Genomic DNA, 18,550 nt, shown 5'->3' on the forward strand with positions numbered 1-18,550 from the left:
ATCAGGTAGGTGAGGTGGCTGGCAAGCATCGCTCCGAAAAGTTAACAGCTCGGCGCAACGTTTACAACCACTTCCCGTACCAAAATTAAAATGCCGTCCAGTGCTTAACTGAACGGCATTAGCCCCATTTGGGGCGCTGTTTGAGGGACCAGCTCGTGGATCACAGATTCGCCCTGACGGCGTCTCTGACGGCATCCATCACGATGCCGTAGTCGAGCGGGATGTCTAGCGAATCGGAGTAGCCGGAATCGTCGGACGACGATTCCGGCATCGCGCGGACCGGTGGCTCGACGTTCGCTTCGCCGGGGCGGACCGCGCCTCTTTCGTTAACACCCTGCACTTGCGGATTCTTCACGATTTACTCCTTGCGGTAGTGGGAGCGGGCGAGAGAGTGCAATATAAACCAAAGGGATGACAAATTGACGACGTTCATTTCACCCGAAAGCAGACTGGAGGCGGCGCGAAGCAAAGGAATCGGACGCCCCGGCTGCGTCTGCAACGAGTGCGCGGCTCTACAGTTTAATCGCGACCGTGCCAGGCGAATGTTCTTCCGACTTATGGCGCATGCGTCCAGGTATAGCGTTTGCGCACCGCAAGCGGGCGTGAATATTGCCGGCATGTTCCATTCTGGTGCGTAATGTAAAATAGGGCGAAGGGCGAATCCACGCGATTCCGTCATCCGGAGAAATTATTTCTGCCGGTTTCGCCGCTGTCACGCAGCTTTGTTCGCCACTATGATCGGTGTGGCAGAGCGGACGCTGTTGTCCGCAGGCCGTGTAAGGAGAACGAGACTATGAGCAAGATCGCGATCATCGGGGCGACGGGGCACGTCGGAACTCAATTGCTCGTTGAGGCGTTGCGCCGCGGACACACCGTGACGGGCATTGCGCGCAATGCGGCGCCGCTCGAAGAGGGAGAGGGCGTGAGTGCCCGCAGCGTCGATCTGTTCGACGCCAACGCGCTCGCCGGTGCGATGGAAGGTCACGACGCGGTATTCAGTTCAGCGCGCTTCGCGGGCGTTCCGGCGAGCGCGATCGTCGGGCCGGTGCGGGAGACGGGCGTCCGGCGGCTGATGGTAGTGGGCGGAGCGGGGAGCCTTTTCGTCGCGCCCGGCGTGCGCGTGATCGACACGCCGGATTTCCCGCCGCAGTACAAGGAAGAGGCTGCGGCCGGCGCCGCGTTCCTCGATGCCCTGCGCGCCGAGAAGGAGCTGGACTGGACCTTCGTGTCGCCGTCGGCGGAATTCGTCGATGGCAAGCGCACGCAGCATTTCCGCCTCGGCCGCGACGAGTTGCTCGTGGACGGCGGCGGCCGAAGCTGGATCACTTTCCAGGACTTCGCGATCGCTTTCCTCGACGAATTCGAGAAGCCCGCGCATATCCGCCAGCGCTTCACGGTCGGATACTGACCGATCCCGACCGGCGTAAGGCGAACGAAAGCGGCACTCATCCGAGCGCCGCTTTCAGCCGTGCGGGCGAGTCACTCGTGCACGTCGGCTTCCACTTCCTCGTCGACGGGCATCGCGGCGGCGAGAATCATCGCCGATGCGTTCTGCGGCTTCGGATCGCGCTGCGACGGCCGGTAGATCGGGTCGCCACGGTGAATCGGCGTGCCCGAGAGCGAGCAGACGCCTTCGCCCGTCGCCGTCGTCGCGCGCCAGCCCTGGTAACCGTAATGACACGTTCCGGGGTCCGACCAGTAGACGAGCGCCGTCGCGCTGCTCGGACGCTCGATCACCCGCACGACGGCCTGCGGGAACGGCCGGCGGTCGTTCGACGGCTGCGGATGATCCCGATCCCACGCGCGCGTCAGCTGCAGGATGAAGTCGTTTTCCGCGCGCCCGGCCTTCGGCGCGCTCCCCTCGACGCTCTCGCTCGGGAGCGCCTTCAACTGGTGGACCGTCTGCATCCACGGGTCCGCTCTTTTCAGTAATGCTGTCATGGCATCTGTTCCAGGCGTTGCTTGCCCTAGAACGTACGTCAACAAGCATATTCTGATAAATACTGCATCGGTGAAAACACTGTCCCATTGGCACGAATAATCCCGTGGAATAAACCGGGACTGTGCCGTAAAGCCCCGTCAGGCAGCGACCGCCCGGGCCGCCGCACGGCCGCGCAGCCATTCGAGCGCGAGCAGAAGGCTAGTCGAAAACACGATCAGGATCGTCGCGAGGGCGGCGATCGTCGGGCTGATGTTCTCGCGGATACCGGTAAACATCTGGCGCGGGAGCGTCGTCTGGTCGGCGCCGGCGAGGAAAAGCGTGACGACGACTTCGTCGAACGAGGTCGCGAACGCGAACAGCGCGCCCGAGATCACGCCGGGCGCGATCACCGGCAGCGTGATGCGGAAGAACGTCGTGAGCGGGCTCGCGCCGAGCGACTGGCTCGCGCGCACGAGGTTGTAGTTGAAGTTCTGCAAGGTCGCGCCGACGGTCGTCACGACGAACGGCACGCCGAGCGCCGCGTGGGCCAGGATCAGCCCGAAATACGTGTTGGCGATGCCGAGCGGGGCAAAGAACAGATACATCCCGACGCCGACGACGATCACCGGCACGATCATCGGCGAGATCAGCACGGCCATCAGCAGGCTCTTGCCGAGGAAGTTGGCTTTCGTCAGGCCTACAGCGGCGAGCGTGCCGAGAATCGTCGCGACGATGGTCGCCGAGGGCGCCACGATGAAGCTGTTCTTCGCGGCCATGCGCCACTCGTCCGACATCACGAGGTTTTCGTACCAGCGCATCGAGAAGCCGGGAATCGGATAGACGAGGAACGTGCTCGACGAGAACGACAGCGGCACGATCGCCAGCACCGGCAGGATCAGGTACAGGAGCGTCAGCACGCAGATGATGCGCAGCGCGAAGAACCAGATGCGTTCGATGGCCGACGTATGCGGGGCGAACAAAGGCTTGGAAAGTTTCATGGCTTTGTGTTTCTCCCCTTTATCCCAGGCTTACGTTCGAGCGCGTGAAGCGTCCGTAGATGACGTACAGCACGAGCGTGGCGGCGAGCAGGAGCGCGCCGAGCGCGCAGGCCATGCCCCAGTTGATCGTCACGTTCGTGAAGTAGGCGATGTAGTAGCTGACCATCTGGTCGTTCGGTCCACCGAGCAGCGCCGGCGTGATGTAGTAGCCGATCGCGAGAATGAACACGAGCAGCACGCCCGCGCCGATGCCCGGATACGTCTGCGGCACGTACACGCGCCAGAACGCGGCGAACGGATGGCTGCCGAGCGACACGGCCGCGCGCTGATAAGTCGGCGGCACTGACTTCATCACGCTGTAGAGCGGCAGGATCATGAAGGGAAGGAGGATGTGCGTCATCGAGATATAGACGCCGACGCGGTTGAAAAGCAGCGCGAACGGCTGGTCGATCAGCCCTGCGCCGATCAGCGCCTTGTTCACGAGGCCTTCGCTTTGCAGCAGCACGATCCACGCGGCGACGCGCACCAGCACCGAAGTCCAGAACGGAATCAGCACGAGCACCATCACGAGGTTGGCACGGCGGGCGGGCAGCGTCGAGATCCAGTACGCGAGCGGGAAGCCGAGCAGCAGCGCGAAGAACGTCACCGCGACGCCGATTACGAAGGTGCGTGCAAAGATGCTGAGATAGATCGACTGGTCGGGACCGGCGTGCTCGATGTTGCCGAAGCCGTCCTGGCGATGATCGAGCGCAGCCAGCAGATAGAACGGCGAATAGCGGCCCGCGTTCTTCGCAATTGCTTGCCAGTAGTTGACGTCGCCCCAGCGTTCGTCGAGTTCGACGATCTTCGCGCGGATCTGCGGCGCAGCGAGCGGCTTGCCGTCGTCGCCGTTGAGCGGCATCGCGCGCGCCGTCTTCGCGACGAGCGAGCGATAGCCCGGAATCTCGGTATTCAGGCGCCGGGCGAGCGCGCCCATCGATTCGCCGTCCTGGATCGCCGTGAGGTCCTGGGCGAGCGCGGCGTATGCGGCGTCGGGCGGCGGCGCCTTGCGGTCCCACGCGCGCAACGCCGCGCCCGTGTGCGGGAGCGCTGTCGCGACTTCGGGATTTTCGGCCGCGCGCGTGAGCAGCGCGCCGATCGGCACCACGAAAATCAGAAACAGGAAGATCGCGAGCGGTGCGATGAAGAGAAGCGCCACCGCGCGTTTCTTCGCTTCCGCGAGCTTCAGTTCGCGCTTGAGCCGGGCGGCGGATTCGAGCGTCGGTTCGGCGGCAATCGTCATCGTGTTCACGCAAAAGTCTCCTGGCTTTTCGCGGCCGCCTCCGCTTTGCGAAGGCGGCCGTCACTACCTTACTTCGACGCCCACGCCGTGAAGCGCTGCTCCAGTTCGTCGCCGTGATCGGTCCAGAACGCCATGTCCTGCAGCACCGCGTTCTTCGCGTTGGCCGGCGAGTTCGGCATGTTGTCCTGCGTCTTCGCGTCGAGCGCCTTGATTGCGGCCTTGTTCACCGGACCATAGGCGATGTTCTGCGCATACACCTGCTGCGGCTTGTCCGACACCGAATACGCGATGAACTTCGTCGCGAGGTCCTTGTTCGGCGAGCCCTTCGGAATCGCCCAGTAGTCGAGGTCGTAAATGCTGCCGTTCCACACGACCTTCAGGTTCTTGCCTTCCTTCTGCGCGGCATCGATACGCCCGTTGTAGGCCGTCGACATCACCACGTCGCCCGCGACCAGGAACTGCGGCGGCTGCGCGCCCGCTTCCCACCACTGGATGTTCGGCTTCAGCTCGTCGAGCTTCTTGAATGCGCGATCGGCGCCGGCTTTCGTGCCGAGCACCTTGTAGACGTCCTTCGGCGCGACGCCGTCGGCCATCAGCGCGAATTCGAGGTTGTATCGCGCGCCCTTTCTCATGCCGCGCTTGCCCGGAAATTTCTTCACGTCCCAGAAATCGGCCCAGCTGGCGGGCGCGGACTTGAGCTTGTCGGCGTTGTAGGCGAGCGCCGTCGACCACACGAAGAAGCCGACGCCGCACGTCGCCGGCGACTCCGGCACGAGGTCGGACTTCTTCGCGATCTTCGACCAGTCGAGCTTCTCATACAGACCTTCGTCGCAGCCGCGTCCGAGATCGCCCGATTCGACTTCGACGACGTCCCAGTTCACGTGCTTCGCTTCGACCATCGCCTTGACCTTGGCCTGCTCGCCGTTGTACTCGACGGCCGTGACCTTGGTGCCCGATTCCTTCTCGAACGGCTGGTTGAACGCGACTTTCTGCGCATTGCCGTTGGCGCCGCCGAAGTTCACGACGGTCAGTTCGGCGGCCATCGCCCCCGATGCACACACGAGCGCAGCCGCAGCCGCGATGGAACACATTGCGAACTTCTTCATGATCGGGTTTCCTCTTCTGCTTGCTGTTATGAGTGGACTGCTGTTGGGAACCGTTGCTGCACGAACCTTTATGCGAATACCCGCAGATGCTCCGGCGCAAATTCGAGCGCGATGGGCGCGCCGGGCGCGAAGGCGGCGAGCGCGTCCGTGCCGAGCGGCACCTTGACGAAGCACTCGTCCTGCTCGCGCACGCCGCAGCGCATGCGTACGTGATCGCCGAAATAGATCAGGCTCTTCGCTTCGCCCGCGAGCGCATTCGCGCCCGGGCGGTCGCTGCCCGCCATTGCCGTGAGCTTCATGCGCTCGGGCCGGATGCACGCGATGGCTTCCGACCCCGGCTTGGCCTTCGCGACGTTCAGACCCGAGACGCGCGTGCCGTCGGCGAGACGGATGTCGCAGAAATCGCCTTGCGTCTGTTCGATCGTGCCGCGCAGGCGGTTGCTGTCGCCGATGAAGTTCGCGACGAATTCGTTGCACGGCGCTTCGTAGAGGTGATCGACGGTGTCGAGCTGTTGCACGATGCCCTTGTCGAAGACCGCGACGCGGTCGGACATCGTGAGCGCCTCGCCCTGGTCGTGCGTCACGTAGACGAAGGTCACGCCGAGCTTCTCGTGCAGCGATTTCAGTTCGTATTGCATGTGTTCGCGCAACTGCTTGTCGAGTGCGCCGAGCGGCTCGTCCATCAGCACGAGCTTCGGCTCGAACACGAGCGCCCGGGCGAGCGCGATGCGCTGCTGCTGGCCGCCGGAAAGCTGCGCGGGATAACGCTTCGCGAAGCTCTCCATGCGCACCATCTTGAGCGCGGTGTTGACGCGTTCGGCGCGCTCGGCGGCGGACATCTTGCGCACCGTCAGCGGATATTCGACGTTCTGCTGCACCGACAAATGCGGAAAGAGCGCGTAGTTCTGAAACACCATGCCGATGTCGCGCTTGTGCGGGGGCACCTTGTTCAGCAGCTTGCCGTCGAGCCAGATCTCGCCGCCCGTCGGGAACTCGAAGCCCGCGAGCATCATGAGGCAGGTCGTCTTGCCCGACCCGGACGGCCCCAGCAGCGTGAGGAATTCGCCCTGATAGATGTCGAGGTCGAGTCCCTTTACGACGAGCGTCTCGCCGTCATAGGTCTTGCGAACACCGCGAAAGCTGACGATCACCTGATCGGATTTCATCGTCCGAGTCTCCTTCGATTCCTGTATGGCTGACGACCGCGGTTGCGACGCTTTGCGGCGCCGCACCGGAAATTATTTCCACTGCCCGCGACAACTATAGCCCTGTACGGTTCTACAATGTGGAGCCATTTCAATATTCGCGGTGGAACCACTTAGACGGCCGCGATTGCCGGGCAGGTAACCACTTGGACACGATCATCCTTTCCGACTGGCTGCACTCGCGGCTCGACCGCGCGCACGCCGAACCGATGTACCGTCAGGTGCTCGACCTGATGCAGCAGGCCATCCTGACCGGCCAGCTTGCGCCCGGCACCAAGCTGCCAAGCTCGCGCACGCTCGCGACCGACCTCGAAATCGCGCGCAATACCGTGCTGCACGTCTACGACCAACTGACGGCCGAGGGCTACGTGATCTCGTCGACCGGAAGCGGGACCTACGTCGCCGACACGCGTCCGCAGGAAACCGCGCCGCACCTGAACGGCAGCGGGCCGCGCAAGCCTTGCGCGCTTTCCAGACGCGGCGCGCGGCTGATCGCAGAGGCGGGCGTGTCGCCGAAACAGTGGGGCGCGTTCATGCCGGGCGTGCCCGACGTCGCCGAGTTTCCCGCGCGCACCTGGAGCCGCCTGCAGGCGAGGCTCTGGAAGCGCGCCAATCCCGAACTGCTGACCTACGCGCCGGGCGGCGGCTACCGGCCGCTCAGGCGCGCGCTGTCGGATTATCTGCGCGTCGCGCGGTCGGTGAAATGCTCGCCGGACCAGATCGTGATCACGACCGGTATCCATCAGTCGATCGATCTCGCCGTGCGCCTGCTCACCGATTTCGGCGACCGCGCGTGGGTCGAGGAGCCGTGCTACTGGGGCGTGAGAAGCGTGTTGCAGTCGTCCGGGCTGACGCTCGTGCCGATTCCCGTCGACGGCGAAGGGCTCAATCCGCTCGAACGCGACATGCAGAACCCGCCGCGCCTCGCGCTCGTGACGCCGTCGCACCAGTATCCGCTCGGCATGGTGATGAGTCTCGCGCGACGGCGCTCGCTGCTCGAATTCGCGCGCCAGCACGAGGTCTGGATCATCGAGGACGACTACGACAGCGAGTTCCGCTACGGCAGCCGGCCGCTCGCGTCGCTTCAGGGTCTCGACGATGCGGGGCAGGTGATCTATGTCGGCAGTCTCGGCAAGATGCTGTTTCCGGGCCTGCGCATGGGCTATATGGTCGTGCCGGAACAACTGGTCGATACGTTCCGCACGGGCATCGCCGAGCTTTATCGCGAAGGGCAACTGATGCAGCAGGCCGTGCTGACGGAATTCATCATGGACGGCTATCTGACCTCGCATGTGCGGCGCATGCGCACGCTCTACGGGGAACGGCGGCAATTGCTGATCGACGCGATCACCGCGCACTTCGGCGACACGCTCGACGTGATGGGCGACGAAGCCGGCCTGCATCTCGTGCTCGGCCTGCCCGACGGCACCGACGACCGCGCGGTCGCCGCCGCGGCGCTCGAAGCGGGTGTCGTCACGAGGCCGCTGGTGAACTACTACGTGGATCAGGCCTCGGCGCGGCCGGGGCTGATGCTCGGTTATGCATGCGTGCCCAACGAGCAGATCGGACCCGCGTTCGCGACGCTCGCGCAGACGATCAACCAGGCAATGACGCTTCGCACCGCGCTAGTCCCGTAATTTGACGTAAGCGTTACTTACACATTCTCACGCCGATTTCGCGCACCGCCGCGTACAGTTTCGACTACCGATTCGTCCGGCATCGACCGATCCGGACGACCTTTTTAATCGGCAGAATTTCTGGAACGTACAAGAGGTGCTCATGAAGAAAAGTCGAATCGTCGCTGCGCTGCTGTGCGCGAGCGTGGGTCTTGCAACCAGCGCGGCCTTCGCGCAGCAGATGCACGGCGGCCCCGAAGACGGGCACGGCGGCCCGGGCCAGCAGCACGCAAACAACCAGCCTGCGCAGGGACATCCGGGCGCAGCGCCGGACCAGCGTCACGACGACCGCCACGACATGGGACGTCCGCCGGCGCATGCGGACAATGGTCCGGATCACCCGGACTGGCACAAGGGCGAGCGCCTGTCGAGCGACTATCACAACCGTCAGTACGTCGTCGACGACTGGCGCGGCTATGGCCTGCGTCAGCCGCCGCACGGGTATCACTGGGTCGGCGTCGGCGGTGACTATCTGCTCGTGGCGGTGACCTCGGGAATCATCGCGCAGATCGTGCTCACACGATAAATCGCGCACCTATCGCCGTGATTGGAACGTTCGATTGTCCTCTCTCGCGACGCGCCGATAAGCTCACGTTTTCTCTCGGTTGCGTCACATCCCCGTAGACCAACCCTTCTGCACCGGCTTCACGCCGGTGCTTTTTTTTGCCCGCTCGCTCCTCGCAGGTCTTACGCGCTCATCGCCCGGACGATGCGCCCAAGCGACTTCAACGCCACAGCCGGCGAGTCTTCGAACTGCGCCGCGACAATCGCGCCGTCGACCGCCATCGCGAGCGCTTGTGCATCGGCCTTCGCGGTCCGCGATGCGGGCAGCAGCTTCCTGATGGCGTCGGTCATGTCGCGCTTGTGGCTCCGCGCGATCCCGACGGCATCCGCGTGCGTGCCGCCCACTTCCACCACCGAGTTGATGAACGCGCAGCCGCGATAGAGATCGCTTTCGAACCATTCGGTGAGCGCCGGCACGAGCGCCGCGGGATTGCCGCCGTGACGTTCGAGCGCATCGGTGAACCACGTCATCCAGTTCTGGTGCCGGTACTCCAGGAACGCGACGATCAGATCGTCCTTGCTCGGAAAATACCGATAGAACGTCTTCTTCGCGACACCCGATTCCGCGATCACCCGATCGATGCCGGTCGCGCGGATGCCGTCGCGATAAAAAAGATCGTGCGCGGTGTGCAGGATGCGCTCGGACGGCGAGGGATCGGCGGCTTCGGCTTGAGCGGTGGAGTTCATGGAAAGAATTGTAGACAGGTCTGTCTCCCTGCGCTAGAGTGCGCTGGTAGACAGACCTGTCTACTTCCCCTGAATACGTACCGAGGATGCGCCATGGAAACCAAACCGCCGTTCCCGCCGTTCGAACTCGAATCCGCCAGGCTGAAAGTGCGTCTAGCCGAAGACGGCTGGAACAGCCGCGATCCGCAGCGCGTCGCGCTTGCGTATAGCGAGGACACGCGCTGGCGTAATCGTGCGGAATTCGTCAACGGCCGCGCGGCAGTGGAAGCGTTCCTGCAGCGCAAATGGGTGCGCGAACTCGACTATCGGCTGATCAAGGAACTGTGGGCGCACGACGGCTCGCGCATCGCGGTCCGGTTCGCCTACGAATGGCACGACGATTCCGGCCACTGGTTCCGCAGCTATGGCAACGAGAACTGGCAGTTCAACGAGGCGGGCCTGATGACGCACCGGCATGCGAGCATCAACGACCTGCCGATCAAGGAATCGGAGCGCAAGTATCACTGGCCGCTTGGCCGCCGGCCGGACGACCACCCGGGCCTGAGCGAGCTCGGACTGTGACCGGCTAGCGATCACGCCGACGGCGGAACACCCACCATCCGGCGAGCACGGTGAAGCTCGCCACGATCAGCACCATCAGCCAGAACCCGTGATGATTCTCGGCGAACGGAATCCCGCCGACATTCATCCCGAAGAATCCAGCGACGATGTTGATCGGCAGCGCGAGCACCGTGACGAGCGTCAGCGTGAAGAGCGTGCGGTTGCTCTGCTCGTCCATGCGGGTGCCGATTTCTTCCTGCAGTAGCTTGATGCGCTCGACCAGCCCGGCCAGATCGCCGAGCACGAGCGAGAATTCCTCGGTCGCGTCCCGCAGGTCCTGCACGTCGTGCAGATGAAGCCAGCGCGGCGGCCGCGCGAGCAGGCGGAACACGGAGCCCGGCTCGGGCGCAAGCAGGCGCTGCAGGCGCACGAGCACGCGTCGCATGGCGCCGAGGTCGGAGCGGCTGGCGGGCGCGCGCATCGACAGGAAACGGTCCTCGATGCCATCCACCTCGACGTTCGTGCGCCGCACGATCTGCACGAGCAGGTCGGCCTGATCGCGCAGCAGGTGCGTGAGCAGTTCGGCGGGCGAGCGAAAGACTTCGCCGCGCCGCACGGATTCGCGCAGCGTGTCCACCGAGCGCAGCGGCTTCAGCCGCGCCGTGACGAGCAGTTTCTGATGCGTATAGACCCAGAGCGTCGCGATTTCGGCAGGCGTCAGTTCGAAGTTGAAGATGACATCGTTGATGACCGCGATGAGCGCGCCTTCCTGATGCTCGATGCGGGTCGAATGCGAGCCGTCGCGCAGCGTGTCGAAGAAGGCGTCGGGCAGGTCGAGCCGCGCACGAATCCAGCGCTCGCTCGAACTGTTCGCGAGGTCGAAATGCAGCCAGAGAAACTCCTTCGCGGTGTCCGTCCGCTCCAGCCATTCGAGGACGCCGCTCGAATCGATGGGCGTGCCGGGTTCGTCGGCGACGAAGCGAAAGCCGCAGACGAGGCCGGAGAAGTCGGAGCCGTATTGCGCTGCCTGGATCGTGGCGGATTTCATGCGGGGTTGGAATTGTCGATGATGCCGTGGTTCGGAGCGCCTTCAGAGCCGTAGTGTGCCATCGGTTCGCCGCCAGGTTGCCGCGATTGCGCGTGCTGGTTGCTGCGCGCGTCGGTGAAATCGTGCATATTGGGTTGCTAGTGTGACTGTCATATTGATCCACTACGATGGCGCTACGCGTGACGTCGGACGTAGCCGTTCCCGGCTCATTGCCCCGCATTTGCCGCTTTACGGAGAACCGAGGTGGATATTCAGGACGAAATCGACGAGCCCACGCAGACGAGCGCGGCCGGCCTCATACGGCTTGCCATGGCGATCAGCGAGCTGATGCGCGAGCAGGCCATCGACAGCAGGTTCGGCGCGAAATTGCACAAGCGCCTCGAAAAGGAGGCGAAGCGTGTCGTCGAGCGCGGTCCGGTGACTCTCGGAAAAGCCGAGCAGGCCGCGTTGCGCGACGCCATCGAGGCGTTAGACCACTCCGTGGTCCAACGCGGCGCCGATCTGCTCGTGCAGGCGAACGCGCGTCTTCGCGACAGCGAAGAACCATCCGTCAAGCCCCGCCGGGGGAAAAAAGACGTCGCCTGAGCACGCGCCCCCCGGCCGGACGTCCCCCGCGATGCCCGAGTCCGGGCGCGAAACCTGCTTCTCGTCGCTCAGACGAATATTCCGGGCGTTTCATGCATTCAGTCTTTCAGTCTTCCTGCGTCCTCTGGACGGATCGAAGTGTCGACGTCGATTTGCAGCGTTGGCGTATTCTCGTCGTAGACGATAACGAAGCGAGCGCCGAAGGACTTGCCGCCGCGCTCGCCGCCGATGGTTTCGACACACGCTACGTGCTGAGCGGCGTCGACGCACTCCACGCGATCAACGGGTGGGTTCCGCACGTGATCGTCCTCGATATCAGCATGCCGGAGCACGACGGTTTCGCGACCGCGCGTGTCCTCAGGCGCATCCCTCCGACCCGTAATGTCGGGATCATCGCGTTCACCGCGCTGGGCGAAGATTACGTCCGCACGCAAGGCGTACGTGCCGGCTTCGACGGTTATTGCCAGAAGGGCAATACGCCCGGCGCGCTCGTTCACCTCATCCAGCGGCTCGTTCACTAGTCCGCCTTCCTCGCTCTCCGACACGCGGCGCACTGAAAAAATTGCGCCGCGATTGTTCTGCCCCCGTCAACCAACGTGTTTGCCCTATTCGCAGGAAGCCTTGCGCGACGGGCTTTCGCGCCCAATCGCGCCTTCCGGGTGCCAGATCGATTGTTGGTATATCCCGAAAAGAGAATTGAAATTTATGGGGATAAAAATCCGATAGTAGGGGTATACACTCCATTCCATCGACGTAGCACCAGTTTCAAGCAAGCCTGCTGCGGCGCCTTCTGAAACGAACGTCAAACGCCTTTGGAGAACACCATGAAACGCAATCTTCTCGCTACCTTGCTGATCGCAGCTTCCGCCACCCTCGCAGCGCCGGCTTTCGCCAGCGGCTATGGCCCGGCTCCTTCGTATCGTCCGGCAGTCGGCGCACCGGCTTCGCAACAAGGTCCGAGCGCACAGACGATCGCCGCTGAACAAGCAGTGAACGGCGCAGATGCCCGCGCCTTCGGCGGTTCGCGCGACACGTTGAGCCAGGCAGGCAATCGTGCTCAAGCCAGCGACACGAACTCGATCTACTTCGGTCACTGATCGAAACTGCGCCCGGCCGGGTATCCGCCGGTCCGGGTGCGTCGTGAAAACGAACCGACGCCCGGTGCAGCAGACTCACAAGGTCTCGCTGCACCGGGCGTCGGCGCGTTTACGGCATTAGTTCTCGCGCGCTCGTGCAATCACGTTCCGTAGAGCGCCTCGCGCATGACCGACGCCAGTTCGGCCGCCACGAATTTCGATACATAGGCGTTCGCGCCCACCTTGCGCACGTGCTGCTCGTTCGCCGAGCCCGACAGCGACGAGTGAATCACGACCGGGATCGACTGCAGGCCTGCGTCGGCCTTGATGCGGCGCGTGAGCGTGAAACCGTCCATTTCCGGCATTTCGAGATCGGTCAGCACGAGAGCAATCTGGTCGCTCACCGCGGTGCCGTCGGCCTCAGCTTTTTTCTGAGCGCTTTGCAGCACGTTCCACGCTTCCTGGCCGGTCTTCGTCATCACGAACGGCACGCCCATCGCGGTCAGGCTCTGCTCGATCAGGCTGCGCGCGACGCCCGAATCGTCGGCGGCGAGCACCTTCGCACCCGGCTTGAGCTTCACGCGGCCCGTGCTTTCCTCGGTGATGTCGGCGTCCTGCGAGGGCAGCACGTCGCGCACGATCCGCTCGACGTCGAGCACCTGCGCGAGCCGCGAGCCGTCGACGTTGCCATCGAGGCGCGCGAAGCTCGTCACGGTGCGGCCGCTCGAATGCGATTCCGCCGACAACACCTGATTCCACTCCAACCGCACGATATCGTCGACTTCCTCGACGGCGAAACCTTGCGTCGTGCGCGCGAATTCCGTGACGAGCAGGATCTTCGGCCCGTTTTTCGGACGGCAGCCGGTGACTTTTGCCAGGTCGATCACAGGGATGATCTGGCCGCGGATGTCCGCGACACCGAGAATTTCCTCGTTTGCGCCTGCCACGGCGGTGATGGACGGCATCGCGAGGATTTCGCGCACCTTGAAGACGTTGATGCCGTAAAGCTCCCGCTGCTCCGACTCCGGGGCTTCGCCCAGCCGGAACAACAGCAGCTCGAACATGTTGTTGCCGGCGAGCCGGACGCGCTGCTCGATGTCGTGCTGTGAATTGCTCACTCTTTGCCCCTGATCGTCGCCGGGAAGCGGCGTGCGCGTCCAGGCGTGTGTGTAAGTCTGTGTGCCATCGCCCGGTTTGCGGCGATTGATTGCTGATTAGCGGCAGACTTCTGCGAAACTGAAGGCATGTTCGATGCGAAATCCCGCCGCGCCTCGACGCCGGGCAGACCGGCGTTGCGCCACCGCGCGTCGCGCATTGCGCGCGGCGGCGCACATCGGGGCGGGTCTCTGATCTATACTTTTTGAATAGTCGGGGTAATCGGGGCGTAATTGCTGCCGCGTGCGCCGCGGCGAGAGGCGGTGATCCCGAAGAAGAAACAAGCAGTCTGCATGGGACCAGAGTAAGCGCCAAAGCGCTGACTCTGTTCGACAGGCGCGCATCGGCCGATGCGCGCCGTGCGGTCAAACCGGAGGCGCTCGATGGCAACTGTCGCACAGGTTCTGAATTCGAAGCCCGAACAGACGGTCTATACGATTGCCGCGACGGCGTCGGTGTACGACGCGATCAAGCTGATGGCGGAAAAGCACATCGGCGCGGTGGTGGTGACGGAGGGCGACGAGATCGTCGGCATCATGACGGAGCGCGACTACGCGCGAAAGGTGGTGCTGATGGACCGCGCGTCCAAGCAGACGCCGGTGCGCGACATCATGACGTCGCAAGTGCGCTACGTGCGCCTCGACCAGACCACCGACGACTGCATGGCGCTCATGACGGACAAGCGCATGCGCCATTTGCCGGTGATCGACGGCGGCAAGCTCGTCGGGATGATTTCCATCGGCGATCTGGTGAAAAACATCATCTCCGAGCAGCAGTTCACCATTCAGCAGCTTGAGTTCTACATTCGCGGGGAGCATACGTAGGGCGCACTGCCCGCGCAGTTGCAGGTTTCATCGTCGCTTGTTCGGCTGGCGACGTCGCCGGCCTGACGCGATGGACGCCGCCTTGTCACGCCTGACGTTTCCCTTTGCTCCGCGCGCCGCGCCATCCGACGTCGTTCATCCATTCGTACCCGGAACCAAGCAAACTGTAAGCAACTCCTATACTGGCTGCGACGCATGAAGCGCGCGCCGCGTCGCGATTCATCCGGAAAAAGGCGGCGCGTTGTGCCCGAGGAGGCGCCCGCCCGATGACCCCGCTAGACACGCCCGCCGCACCGCGGGACGAATTCCCCGCCTGCGCCCCGGTCCTCACGATCCCCGACGACGCCCCGTTCTTCATCGTCATGAACGCGGGCTCCGGCCGCAAGCAGAGCGAGCAAACCCGCGCGATCCTCGATCGGGAACTGGGCGCCGCGGGACGCCGCTATCAACTGCGTCTCGTCGACGATCCCGCCGAACTCGGCGCCACTGCGCGTCGTGCGGTCGCGGACGCGATCGAGCAGAACGGCGTGGTCGTGGGCGCGGGCGGCGACGGGACGCTCTGCGCCGTCGCCGAGGCGACGCTCGGCAGCGGCTGCCCGTACGCCGTCCTGCCGCGCGGCACGTTCAACTACTTCAGCCGCGACCACGGCATCCCGTCCGATCTCGAAGCATCGACGCGCCTTTTGCTCACTGCGCGCGCCTATCCGGTGCAGGTTGGCGTCGTGAACGGCCGCACGTTTCTGGTGAACGCGAGTCTTGGCCTCTATCCGAAGCTCCTCGAAGACCGCGAGATCTACAAGCGGCAGTTCGGCCGCAGCCGCCTGATTGCGCTCTTTTCTGCGATCGCGACCCTGCTGCGGCGCCATCGCCATCTGCGACTGCACATCGACAATGACGGACAGCGGCGCGAAATCCGCACCTCGACGCTCTTTGTCGGCAACAATCGGCTGCAACTCGAGCAGATCGGCATGAAGGAGGCGCCGCTGCTGGAACAGGGCTTGCTCGCAGCGATCGCGCCGCGCGCCGTCGGCCGGCTCGCGCAGATCGCGCTCACGCTGCACGGCGCGGCGGGCCGTCTGTCCGACGCGGACAACGTGATCAGTTTCACGTTTCGCAGCATCACCGTGACGCATCCGGGCAAGCGCCGCCGACGCGTGAAGATCGCGACCGACGGCGAAGTGACATGGCTCAATATGCCGCTCGAATTCCACGTCGCGCCGGAACCGCTCTTTTTGCTCAAGCCGGAGCCCGACATCGCCCAAGCCAATCGCTCATGACGCTGCTGCTGCAGGTTTCCGATCCGCATTTCGGCACTGAACGGCCGCGCGTCGTCGATGCGCTACTGCGTCTCGTCGATTCGATGCCGCCCGATCTCGTCGTGATGTCCGGCGATCTCACGCAGCGTGCGCGCCGAGCCCAGTTCCGCGCGGCGCGCACGTTCGTCGACCGGCTCGCGCCGACGCCTGCGATCGTCGTGCCGGGCAATCACGACATTCCGCTCTTCAACCTGTTTGCGCGCGTGTTCCATCCGTACGCGAACCATCAGCGCGTCTTCGGCGTCGATCTCGAACCGGTGTTCGATTCGCCGGCGCTGCTCGTGATTACGCTGAACACGACGCGGCCCTATCGTCACAAGGACGGCGAGGTGTCGATGCAGCAGGTGCGGCGCGTCGCGGAGCGGCTCGAACGCGCCACGCCTGCGCAGTTGCGCATCGTAGTCACGCATCAACCGGTTGCGGTGACGCGCGCGCAGGACGAAACGAACCTGCTGCATGGACGCGAGCGCGCCGTGCAGCGCTGGGCGCGCGCGGGCGCCGATCTCGTGATGGGCGGCCACATCCATCTGCCTTACGTGCTGCCGCTGCACGATACCTTCGCGAACCTGCCGCGCCGGGTGTGGGCGGTGCAGGCGGGCACGGCGCTGTCGTCGCGGGTGCGCGGCACGATCGACAATTCGGTGAACCTGATTCGCTACGATCAGGCGGCGCCCGGGCCACGGCGCGCGGTCGTCGAGCGCTGGGATTTCGCGGAAGCGAGCGGCGCCTTCGGGCGCGTGACGCATCACGAACTCGTCTTCGACGAAGCCCACCAGGCTTGCGCAACGCCATGAGCGCCCTCGGCGGCGTCGACCCCGACACCCTCGCGCGCTTCGCGGGCGAGCACGCGCTCGCGGGCTTCGGCGTTGCCTTGCTCGCGCTGTTGGTGGCGGTGCCTCTCGCATGGCGTCTCGTGCTGCGCCACGGCGTGCCGCGCAGTGACAGCCGCATTCCGCCGAAGACGCTGCTCGTCATCCAGCTTATGCTGAGTTTCGCGGTCATTGCGGGCGGGGCTGCGCTCTTTGCCGCGATCGCCGACGAACTCGGCGCCGAAGAGGAACTCGGCCGGCTCGACCAGACGTTCGCCGATGCGATCGCCGGATCGGTTGCGCCCGGCGTGATCCGCGCGTTCGCCTGGATCACGCATCTCGGCGATCCGTGGGTGCTGACCGTGTGGTGCGTCGGCGGCGCTGCGGCGCTGTTCGTCGCGCGGCGGCGGCTGCTCGCGCTCGGCGTGGTGCTCGCGATTGCCGGCAACGGCCTGCTCAACCAGACGCTCAAGCACATTTTCGAGCGCGTGCGGCCGGTGCACGATCAGTCGATCGCGACGGCCGCCGGCTGGAGCTTCCCGAGCGGGCATACCTCCGGTGCGCTCGTGACCTACGGGATCATCGCCTATGTGCTCGTGCGCACGACGCCCGCGCGCTGGCACGTGCCGATCGTGGTGGCGGCGACGGTCGTCGCGTTCTCGACGGCGTGCAGCCGCGTCTTCCTGCGAGTGCATTTCGCGAGCGACGTGCTGGCGGGTTTCGCGTCCGGAACGGCGTGGCTCGTCGCGTGCATTGTGAGCATCGAGGTGACGCGGATGGTGTGGCGCCGGCGTCGTCGCTAGTGCCGTCGACGCCCTCAGCGCGGCCTGACGACGAGTTCGGGAAAACCGGTCGCCGGATCGGTTTCCCGCGAAAACCGATGTTCTTCGAGACACCCGATCAGGATTTCCGCCGTCGTGCGCACGATGCAGCCTTTCGCGACATGTCCACCGTAGACGCGGCCGTCGCGATCGGAGACGGACATGTGCAGGTGCGCGCCGTCGGGCGAAAGCGAGCCCGCGAGCGTCAGGATTTCGAGGTCGCCGCGCAGCTCGGCCGGGTCGTCGAGGCCCGCGTAGCGCAACTGTGCGACGCTCAGGCTGCCAATGCCCTGCAGCACGAACGCGGCTTCGGGCGCGTGCAAGCGGGCGATGTCTTCGAGCTTCGTGCGCAGGTCGTCGCCGGGCACGAGCCGCAGTGGAAGTGTCCGCATCTGCGGTCCCCATGCTGAAAGCAGCAAGACTACACGCGTTGACGAAGGATGGTCGCTGCCAGCCAAAACGCGACCGCGATGGCATCATGTCGGCGCACGCGGCTGGCTGCCCTGCCCATTCACTTCCGCCACCGGAGACCCCATGAGCTTCGAACTGACGGTTCTCGCCTGGACGCTCGTGCTCGCGCTGGTGCAGGTGCTCCTGCCCGCGCTGTTGCGCAACGGCGAGACGGGCATCGGCTACAACGCCGGTCCGCGCGACGCGCCCGCGCCGCCGCCGGGGAAGCTCACCGGCCGCCTGATGCGCGCCCAGAACAATCTCTTCGAGACGCTGCCCGTGTTCGCCGCCGCGATCCTGATCGCGCATGTCGCCGGACGCGAAGGCGCGCTCACGCACTGGGGCGCGCTGCTCTATATTGTCGCGCGGGTACTCTACGTGCCGCTGTACGCGGCGGGCGTGCCGTTCTTGCGCTCGCTGGTGTGGGCGGTGTCGCTCACTGGCATCATCCTGGTGCTCGTCCCGATCATTTGAATCGCAAGTATCT

At 64.6% G+C, this 18,550-nt stretch carries 23 protein-coding genes; 12 read left to right on the top strand and 11 right to left on the bottom strand.

Going from position 1 to position 18,550, the window contains the following annotated elements:
* Positions 1-160 precede the first annotated feature (160 nt).
* Positions 161-355: a hypothetical protein gene (locus AWB81_RS24025; protein WP_062639051.1), complete on the bottom strand. Its 195-nt coding sequence runs from the start codon at positions 353-355 to the stop codon at positions 161-163.
* Between the two features lie 438 nt (positions 356-793).
* Here AWB81_RS24025 and AWB81_RS24030 point away from each other — a divergent pair, with 438 nt between their 5' ends.
* Positions 794-1,408: an NAD(P)-dependent oxidoreductase gene (locus AWB81_RS24030; protein ID WP_062639052.1), complete on the top strand. Its 615-nt coding sequence runs from the start codon at positions 794-796 to the stop codon at positions 1,406-1,408.
* A gap of 71 nt (positions 1,409-1,479) precedes the next feature.
* Here the strand turns inward: AWB81_RS24030 and AWB81_RS24035 are convergent, their stop codons facing one another.
* From AWB81_RS24035 to AWB81_RS24055, 5 genes are all read right to left on the bottom strand, one after another.
* Positions 1,480-1,941 carry a DUF3331 domain-containing protein gene (locus AWB81_RS24035; protein WP_062639053.1) on the bottom strand — a complete coding sequence of 154 codons (462 nt, stop codon included), beginning with the start codon at positions 1,939-1,941 and terminating at the stop codon, positions 1,480-1,482.
* A gap of 138 nt (positions 1,942-2,079) precedes the next feature.
* On the bottom strand, positions 2,080-2,919 hold the full coding sequence (locus AWB81_RS24040; protein WP_062639054.1) for an ABC transporter permease: 840 nt from the start codon (positions 2,917-2,919) through the stop codon (positions 2,080-2,082).
* Between the two features lie 19 nt (positions 2,920-2,938).
* The gene (locus tag AWB81_RS24045; RefSeq protein ID WP_062639055.1) at positions 2,939-4,210 is read right to left on the bottom strand and encodes an ABC transporter permease; all 1,272 of its coding nucleotides are present in this window, start codon (positions 4,208-4,210) and stop codon (positions 2,939-2,941) included.
* Between the two features lie 59 nt (positions 4,211-4,269).
* Positions 4,270-5,307 (bottom strand): ABC transporter substrate-binding protein, encoded by a 1,038-nt coding sequence (locus AWB81_RS24050; protein WP_062639056.1) that lies wholly within the window; start codon positions 5,305-5,307, stop codon positions 4,270-4,272.
* Between the two features lie 68 nt (positions 5,308-5,375).
* Complete coding sequence (locus AWB81_RS24055; protein ID WP_062639057.1) at positions 5,376-6,473, bottom strand: ABC transporter ATP-binding protein; 1,098 nt, start codon at positions 6,471-6,473, stop codon at positions 5,376-5,378.
* 185 nt (positions 6,474-6,658) lie between these two features.
* On the opposite strand from AWB81_RS24055, the gene pdxR reads away from it, so the two are divergent.
* On the top strand, positions 6,659-8,149 hold the full coding sequence (gene pdxR / locus AWB81_RS24060) for a MocR-like pyridoxine biosynthesis transcription factor PdxR (protein WP_062639058.1): 1,491 nt from the start codon (positions 6,659-6,661) through the stop codon (positions 8,147-8,149).
* Between the two features lie 142 nt (positions 8,150-8,291).
* Entirely contained in the window at positions 8,292-8,714 is a 423-nt protein-coding gene (locus tag AWB81_RS24065; RefSeq protein ID WP_062639059.1) for an RcnB family protein, read from the top strand.
* A gap of 161 nt (positions 8,715-8,875) precedes the next feature.
* On the opposite strand, the gene AWB81_RS24070 is transcribed toward AWB81_RS24065, so the two are convergent.
* The gene (locus AWB81_RS24070; protein WP_062639060.1) at positions 8,876-9,439 is read right to left on the bottom strand and encodes a TetR/AcrR family transcriptional regulator; all 564 of its coding nucleotides are present in this window, start codon (positions 9,437-9,439) and stop codon (positions 8,876-8,878) included.
* 93 nt (positions 9,440-9,532) lie between these two features.
* Here AWB81_RS24070 and AWB81_RS24075 point away from each other — a divergent pair, with 93 nt between their 5' ends.
* Positions 9,533-10,000 carry a nuclear transport factor 2 family protein gene (locus AWB81_RS24075; RefSeq protein WP_062639061.1) on the top strand — a complete coding sequence of 156 codons (468 nt, stop codon included), beginning with the start codon at positions 9,533-9,535 and terminating at the stop codon, positions 9,998-10,000.
* Between the two features lie 4 nt (positions 10,001-10,004).
* Here AWB81_RS24075 and AWB81_RS24080 read toward each other — a convergent pair whose 3' ends face one another.
* Positions 10,005-11,027, bottom strand: coding sequence for a transporter (locus AWB81_RS24080; protein ID WP_062639062.1), 1,023 nt, complete (start codon positions 11,025-11,027; stop codon positions 10,005-10,007).
* Positions 11,024-11,155 (bottom strand): hypothetical protein, encoded by a 132-nt coding sequence (locus tag AWB81_RS48330; protein ID WP_268811763.1) that lies wholly within the window; start codon positions 11,153-11,155, stop codon positions 11,024-11,026. Before AWB81_RS48330 ends, AWB81_RS24080 begins: the two co-directional genes overlap by 4 nt.
* A 115-nt stretch (positions 11,156-11,270) precedes the next feature.
* On the opposite strand from AWB81_RS48330, the gene AWB81_RS24085 reads away from it, so the two are divergent.
* From AWB81_RS24085 to AWB81_RS24095, 3 genes are all read left to right on the top strand, one after another.
* Positions 11,271-11,612, top strand: a complete 342-nt coding sequence (locus AWB81_RS24085) for a hypothetical protein (RefSeq protein WP_062639063.1) — start codon at positions 11,271-11,273, stop codon at positions 11,610-11,612.
* 92 nt (positions 11,613-11,704) lie between these two features.
* On the top strand, positions 11,705-12,133 hold the full coding sequence (locus AWB81_RS24090) for a response regulator (protein ID WP_062639064.1): 429 nt from the start codon (positions 11,705-11,707) through the stop codon (positions 12,131-12,133).
* A 303-nt stretch (positions 12,134-12,436) separates the two neighbouring features.
* Positions 12,437-12,709 carry a hypothetical protein gene (locus AWB81_RS24095; RefSeq protein ID WP_062639065.1) on the top strand — a complete coding sequence of 91 codons (273 nt, stop codon included), beginning with the start codon at positions 12,437-12,439 and terminating at the stop codon, positions 12,707-12,709.
* 140 nt (positions 12,710-12,849) lie between these two features.
* Here the strand turns inward: AWB81_RS24095 and AWB81_RS24100 are convergent, their stop codons facing one another.
* Entirely contained in the window at positions 12,850-13,806 is a 957-nt protein-coding gene (locus tag AWB81_RS24100) for a chemotaxis protein (RefSeq protein WP_062639066.1), read from the bottom strand.
* Between the two features lie 420 nt (positions 13,807-14,226).
* Here AWB81_RS24100 and AWB81_RS24105 point away from each other — a divergent pair, with 420 nt between their 5' ends.
* The 4 genes from AWB81_RS24105 to AWB81_RS24120 all read left to right on the top strand — a co-directional run bounded on the left by AWB81_RS24105 (position 14,227) and on the right by AWB81_RS24120 (position 17,595).
* Complete coding sequence (locus AWB81_RS24105; protein WP_062639067.1) at positions 14,227-14,667, top strand: CBS domain-containing protein; 441 nt, start codon at positions 14,227-14,229, stop codon at positions 14,665-14,667.
* A gap of 266 nt (positions 14,668-14,933) precedes the next feature.
* Entirely contained in the window at positions 14,934-15,944 is a 1,011-nt protein-coding gene (locus AWB81_RS24110; RefSeq protein WP_087135167.1) for a diacylglycerol/lipid kinase family protein, read from the top strand.
* A complete protein-coding gene (locus tag AWB81_RS24115; RefSeq protein WP_062639068.1) occupies positions 15,941-16,777 on the top strand; it encodes a metallophosphoesterase family protein in 837 nt (278 codons plus the stop codon). The genes AWB81_RS24110 and AWB81_RS24115 overlap by 4 nt, the downstream gene beginning before the upstream one ends.
* Positions 16,774-17,595: a phosphatase PAP2 family protein gene (locus tag AWB81_RS24120; RefSeq protein ID WP_062639069.1), complete on the top strand. Its 822-nt coding sequence runs from the start codon at positions 16,774-16,776 to the stop codon at positions 17,593-17,595. The genes AWB81_RS24115 and AWB81_RS24120 overlap by 4 nt, the downstream gene beginning before the upstream one ends.
* Positions 17,596-17,609: 14 nt before the next feature.
* On the opposite strand, the gene AWB81_RS24125 is transcribed toward AWB81_RS24120, so the two are convergent.
* A complete protein-coding gene (locus AWB81_RS24125) occupies positions 17,610-18,005 on the bottom strand; it encodes a PPC domain-containing DNA-binding protein (protein ID WP_062639070.1) in 396 nt (131 codons plus the stop codon).
* Between the two features lie 142 nt (positions 18,006-18,147).
* On the opposite strand from AWB81_RS24125, the gene AWB81_RS24130 reads away from it, so the two are divergent.
* Complete coding sequence (locus AWB81_RS24130; protein WP_062639071.1) at positions 18,148-18,537, top strand: MAPEG family protein; 390 nt, start codon at positions 18,148-18,150, stop codon at positions 18,535-18,537.
* Positions 18,538-18,550 lie beyond the last annotated feature (13 nt).

Origin of the sequence: Caballeronia arationis (genome assembly GCF_001544975.2) — a bacterium.
GTDB lineage: Bacteria > Pseudomonadota > Gammaproteobacteria > Burkholderiales > Burkholderiaceae > Caballeronia > Caballeronia arationis.

Excerpts from the sequence above, each read along its gene's own strand:
- AWB81_RS24110 (WP_087135167.1), top strand. The coding sequence starts at position 14,934 with ATGACCCCGCTAGACACGCCCGCCGCACCGCGGGACGAATTCCCCGCC.
- AWB81_RS24030 (WP_062639052.1), top strand. The coding sequence starts at position 794 with ATGAGCAAGATCGCGATCATCGGGGCGACGGGGCACGTCGGAACTCAA.
- AWB81_RS48330 (WP_268811763.1), bottom strand. The coding sequence starts at position 11,155 with ATGCACGATTTCACCGACGCGCGCAGCAACCAGCACGCGCAATCGCGG.
- AWB81_RS24105 (WP_062639067.1), top strand. The coding sequence starts at position 14,227 with ATGGCAACTGTCGCACAGGTTCTGAATTCGAAGCCCGAACAGACGGTC.
- AWB81_RS24065 (WP_062639059.1), top strand. The coding sequence starts at position 8,292 with ATGAAGAAAAGTCGAATCGTCGCTGCGCTGCTGTGCGCGAGCGTGGGT.
- AWB81_RS24035 (WP_062639053.1), bottom strand. The coding sequence starts at position 1,941 with ATGACAGCATTACTGAAAAGAGCGGACCCGTGGATGCAGACGGTCCAC.
- AWB81_RS24040 (WP_062639054.1), bottom strand. The coding sequence starts at position 2,919 with ATGAAACTTTCCAAGCCTTTGTTCGCCCCGCATACGTCGGCCATCGAA.
- AWB81_RS24075 (WP_062639061.1), top strand. The coding sequence starts at position 9,533 with ATGGAAACCAAACCGCCGTTCCCGCCGTTCGAACTCGAATCCGCCAGG.
- AWB81_RS24115 (WP_062639068.1), top strand. The coding sequence starts at position 15,941 with ATGACGCTGCTGCTGCAGGTTTCCGATCCGCATTTCGGCACTGAACGG.
- AWB81_RS24120 (WP_062639069.1), top strand. The coding sequence starts at position 16,774 with ATGAGCGCCCTCGGCGGCGTCGACCCCGACACCCTCGCGCGCTTCGCG.
- AWB81_RS24055 (WP_062639057.1), bottom strand. The coding sequence starts at position 6,473 with ATGAAATCCGATCAGGTGATCGTCAGCTTTCGCGGTGTTCGCAAGACC.
- AWB81_RS24050 (WP_062639056.1), bottom strand. The coding sequence starts at position 5,307 with ATGAAGAAGTTCGCAATGTGTTCCATCGCGGCTGCGGCTGCGCTCGTG.
- AWB81_RS24080 (WP_062639062.1), bottom strand. The coding sequence starts at position 11,027 with ATGAAATCCGCCACGATCCAGGCAGCGCAATACGGCTCCGACTTCTCC.
- AWB81_RS24125 (WP_062639070.1), bottom strand. The coding sequence starts at position 18,005 with ATGCGGACACTTCCACTGCGGCTCGTGCCCGGCGACGACCTGCGCACG.
- AWB81_RS24130 (WP_062639071.1), top strand. The coding sequence starts at position 18,148 with ATGAGCTTCGAACTGACGGTTCTCGCCTGGACGCTCGTGCTCGCGCTG.
- AWB81_RS24070 (WP_062639060.1), bottom strand. The coding sequence starts at position 9,439 with ATGAACTCCACCGCTCAAGCCGAAGCCGCCGATCCCTCGCCGTCCGAG.
- AWB81_RS24090 (WP_062639064.1), top strand. The coding sequence starts at position 11,705 with ATGCATTCAGTCTTTCAGTCTTCCTGCGTCCTCTGGACGGATCGAAGT.
- AWB81_RS24095 (WP_062639065.1), top strand. The coding sequence starts at position 12,437 with ATGAAACGCAATCTTCTCGCTACCTTGCTGATCGCAGCTTCCGCCACC.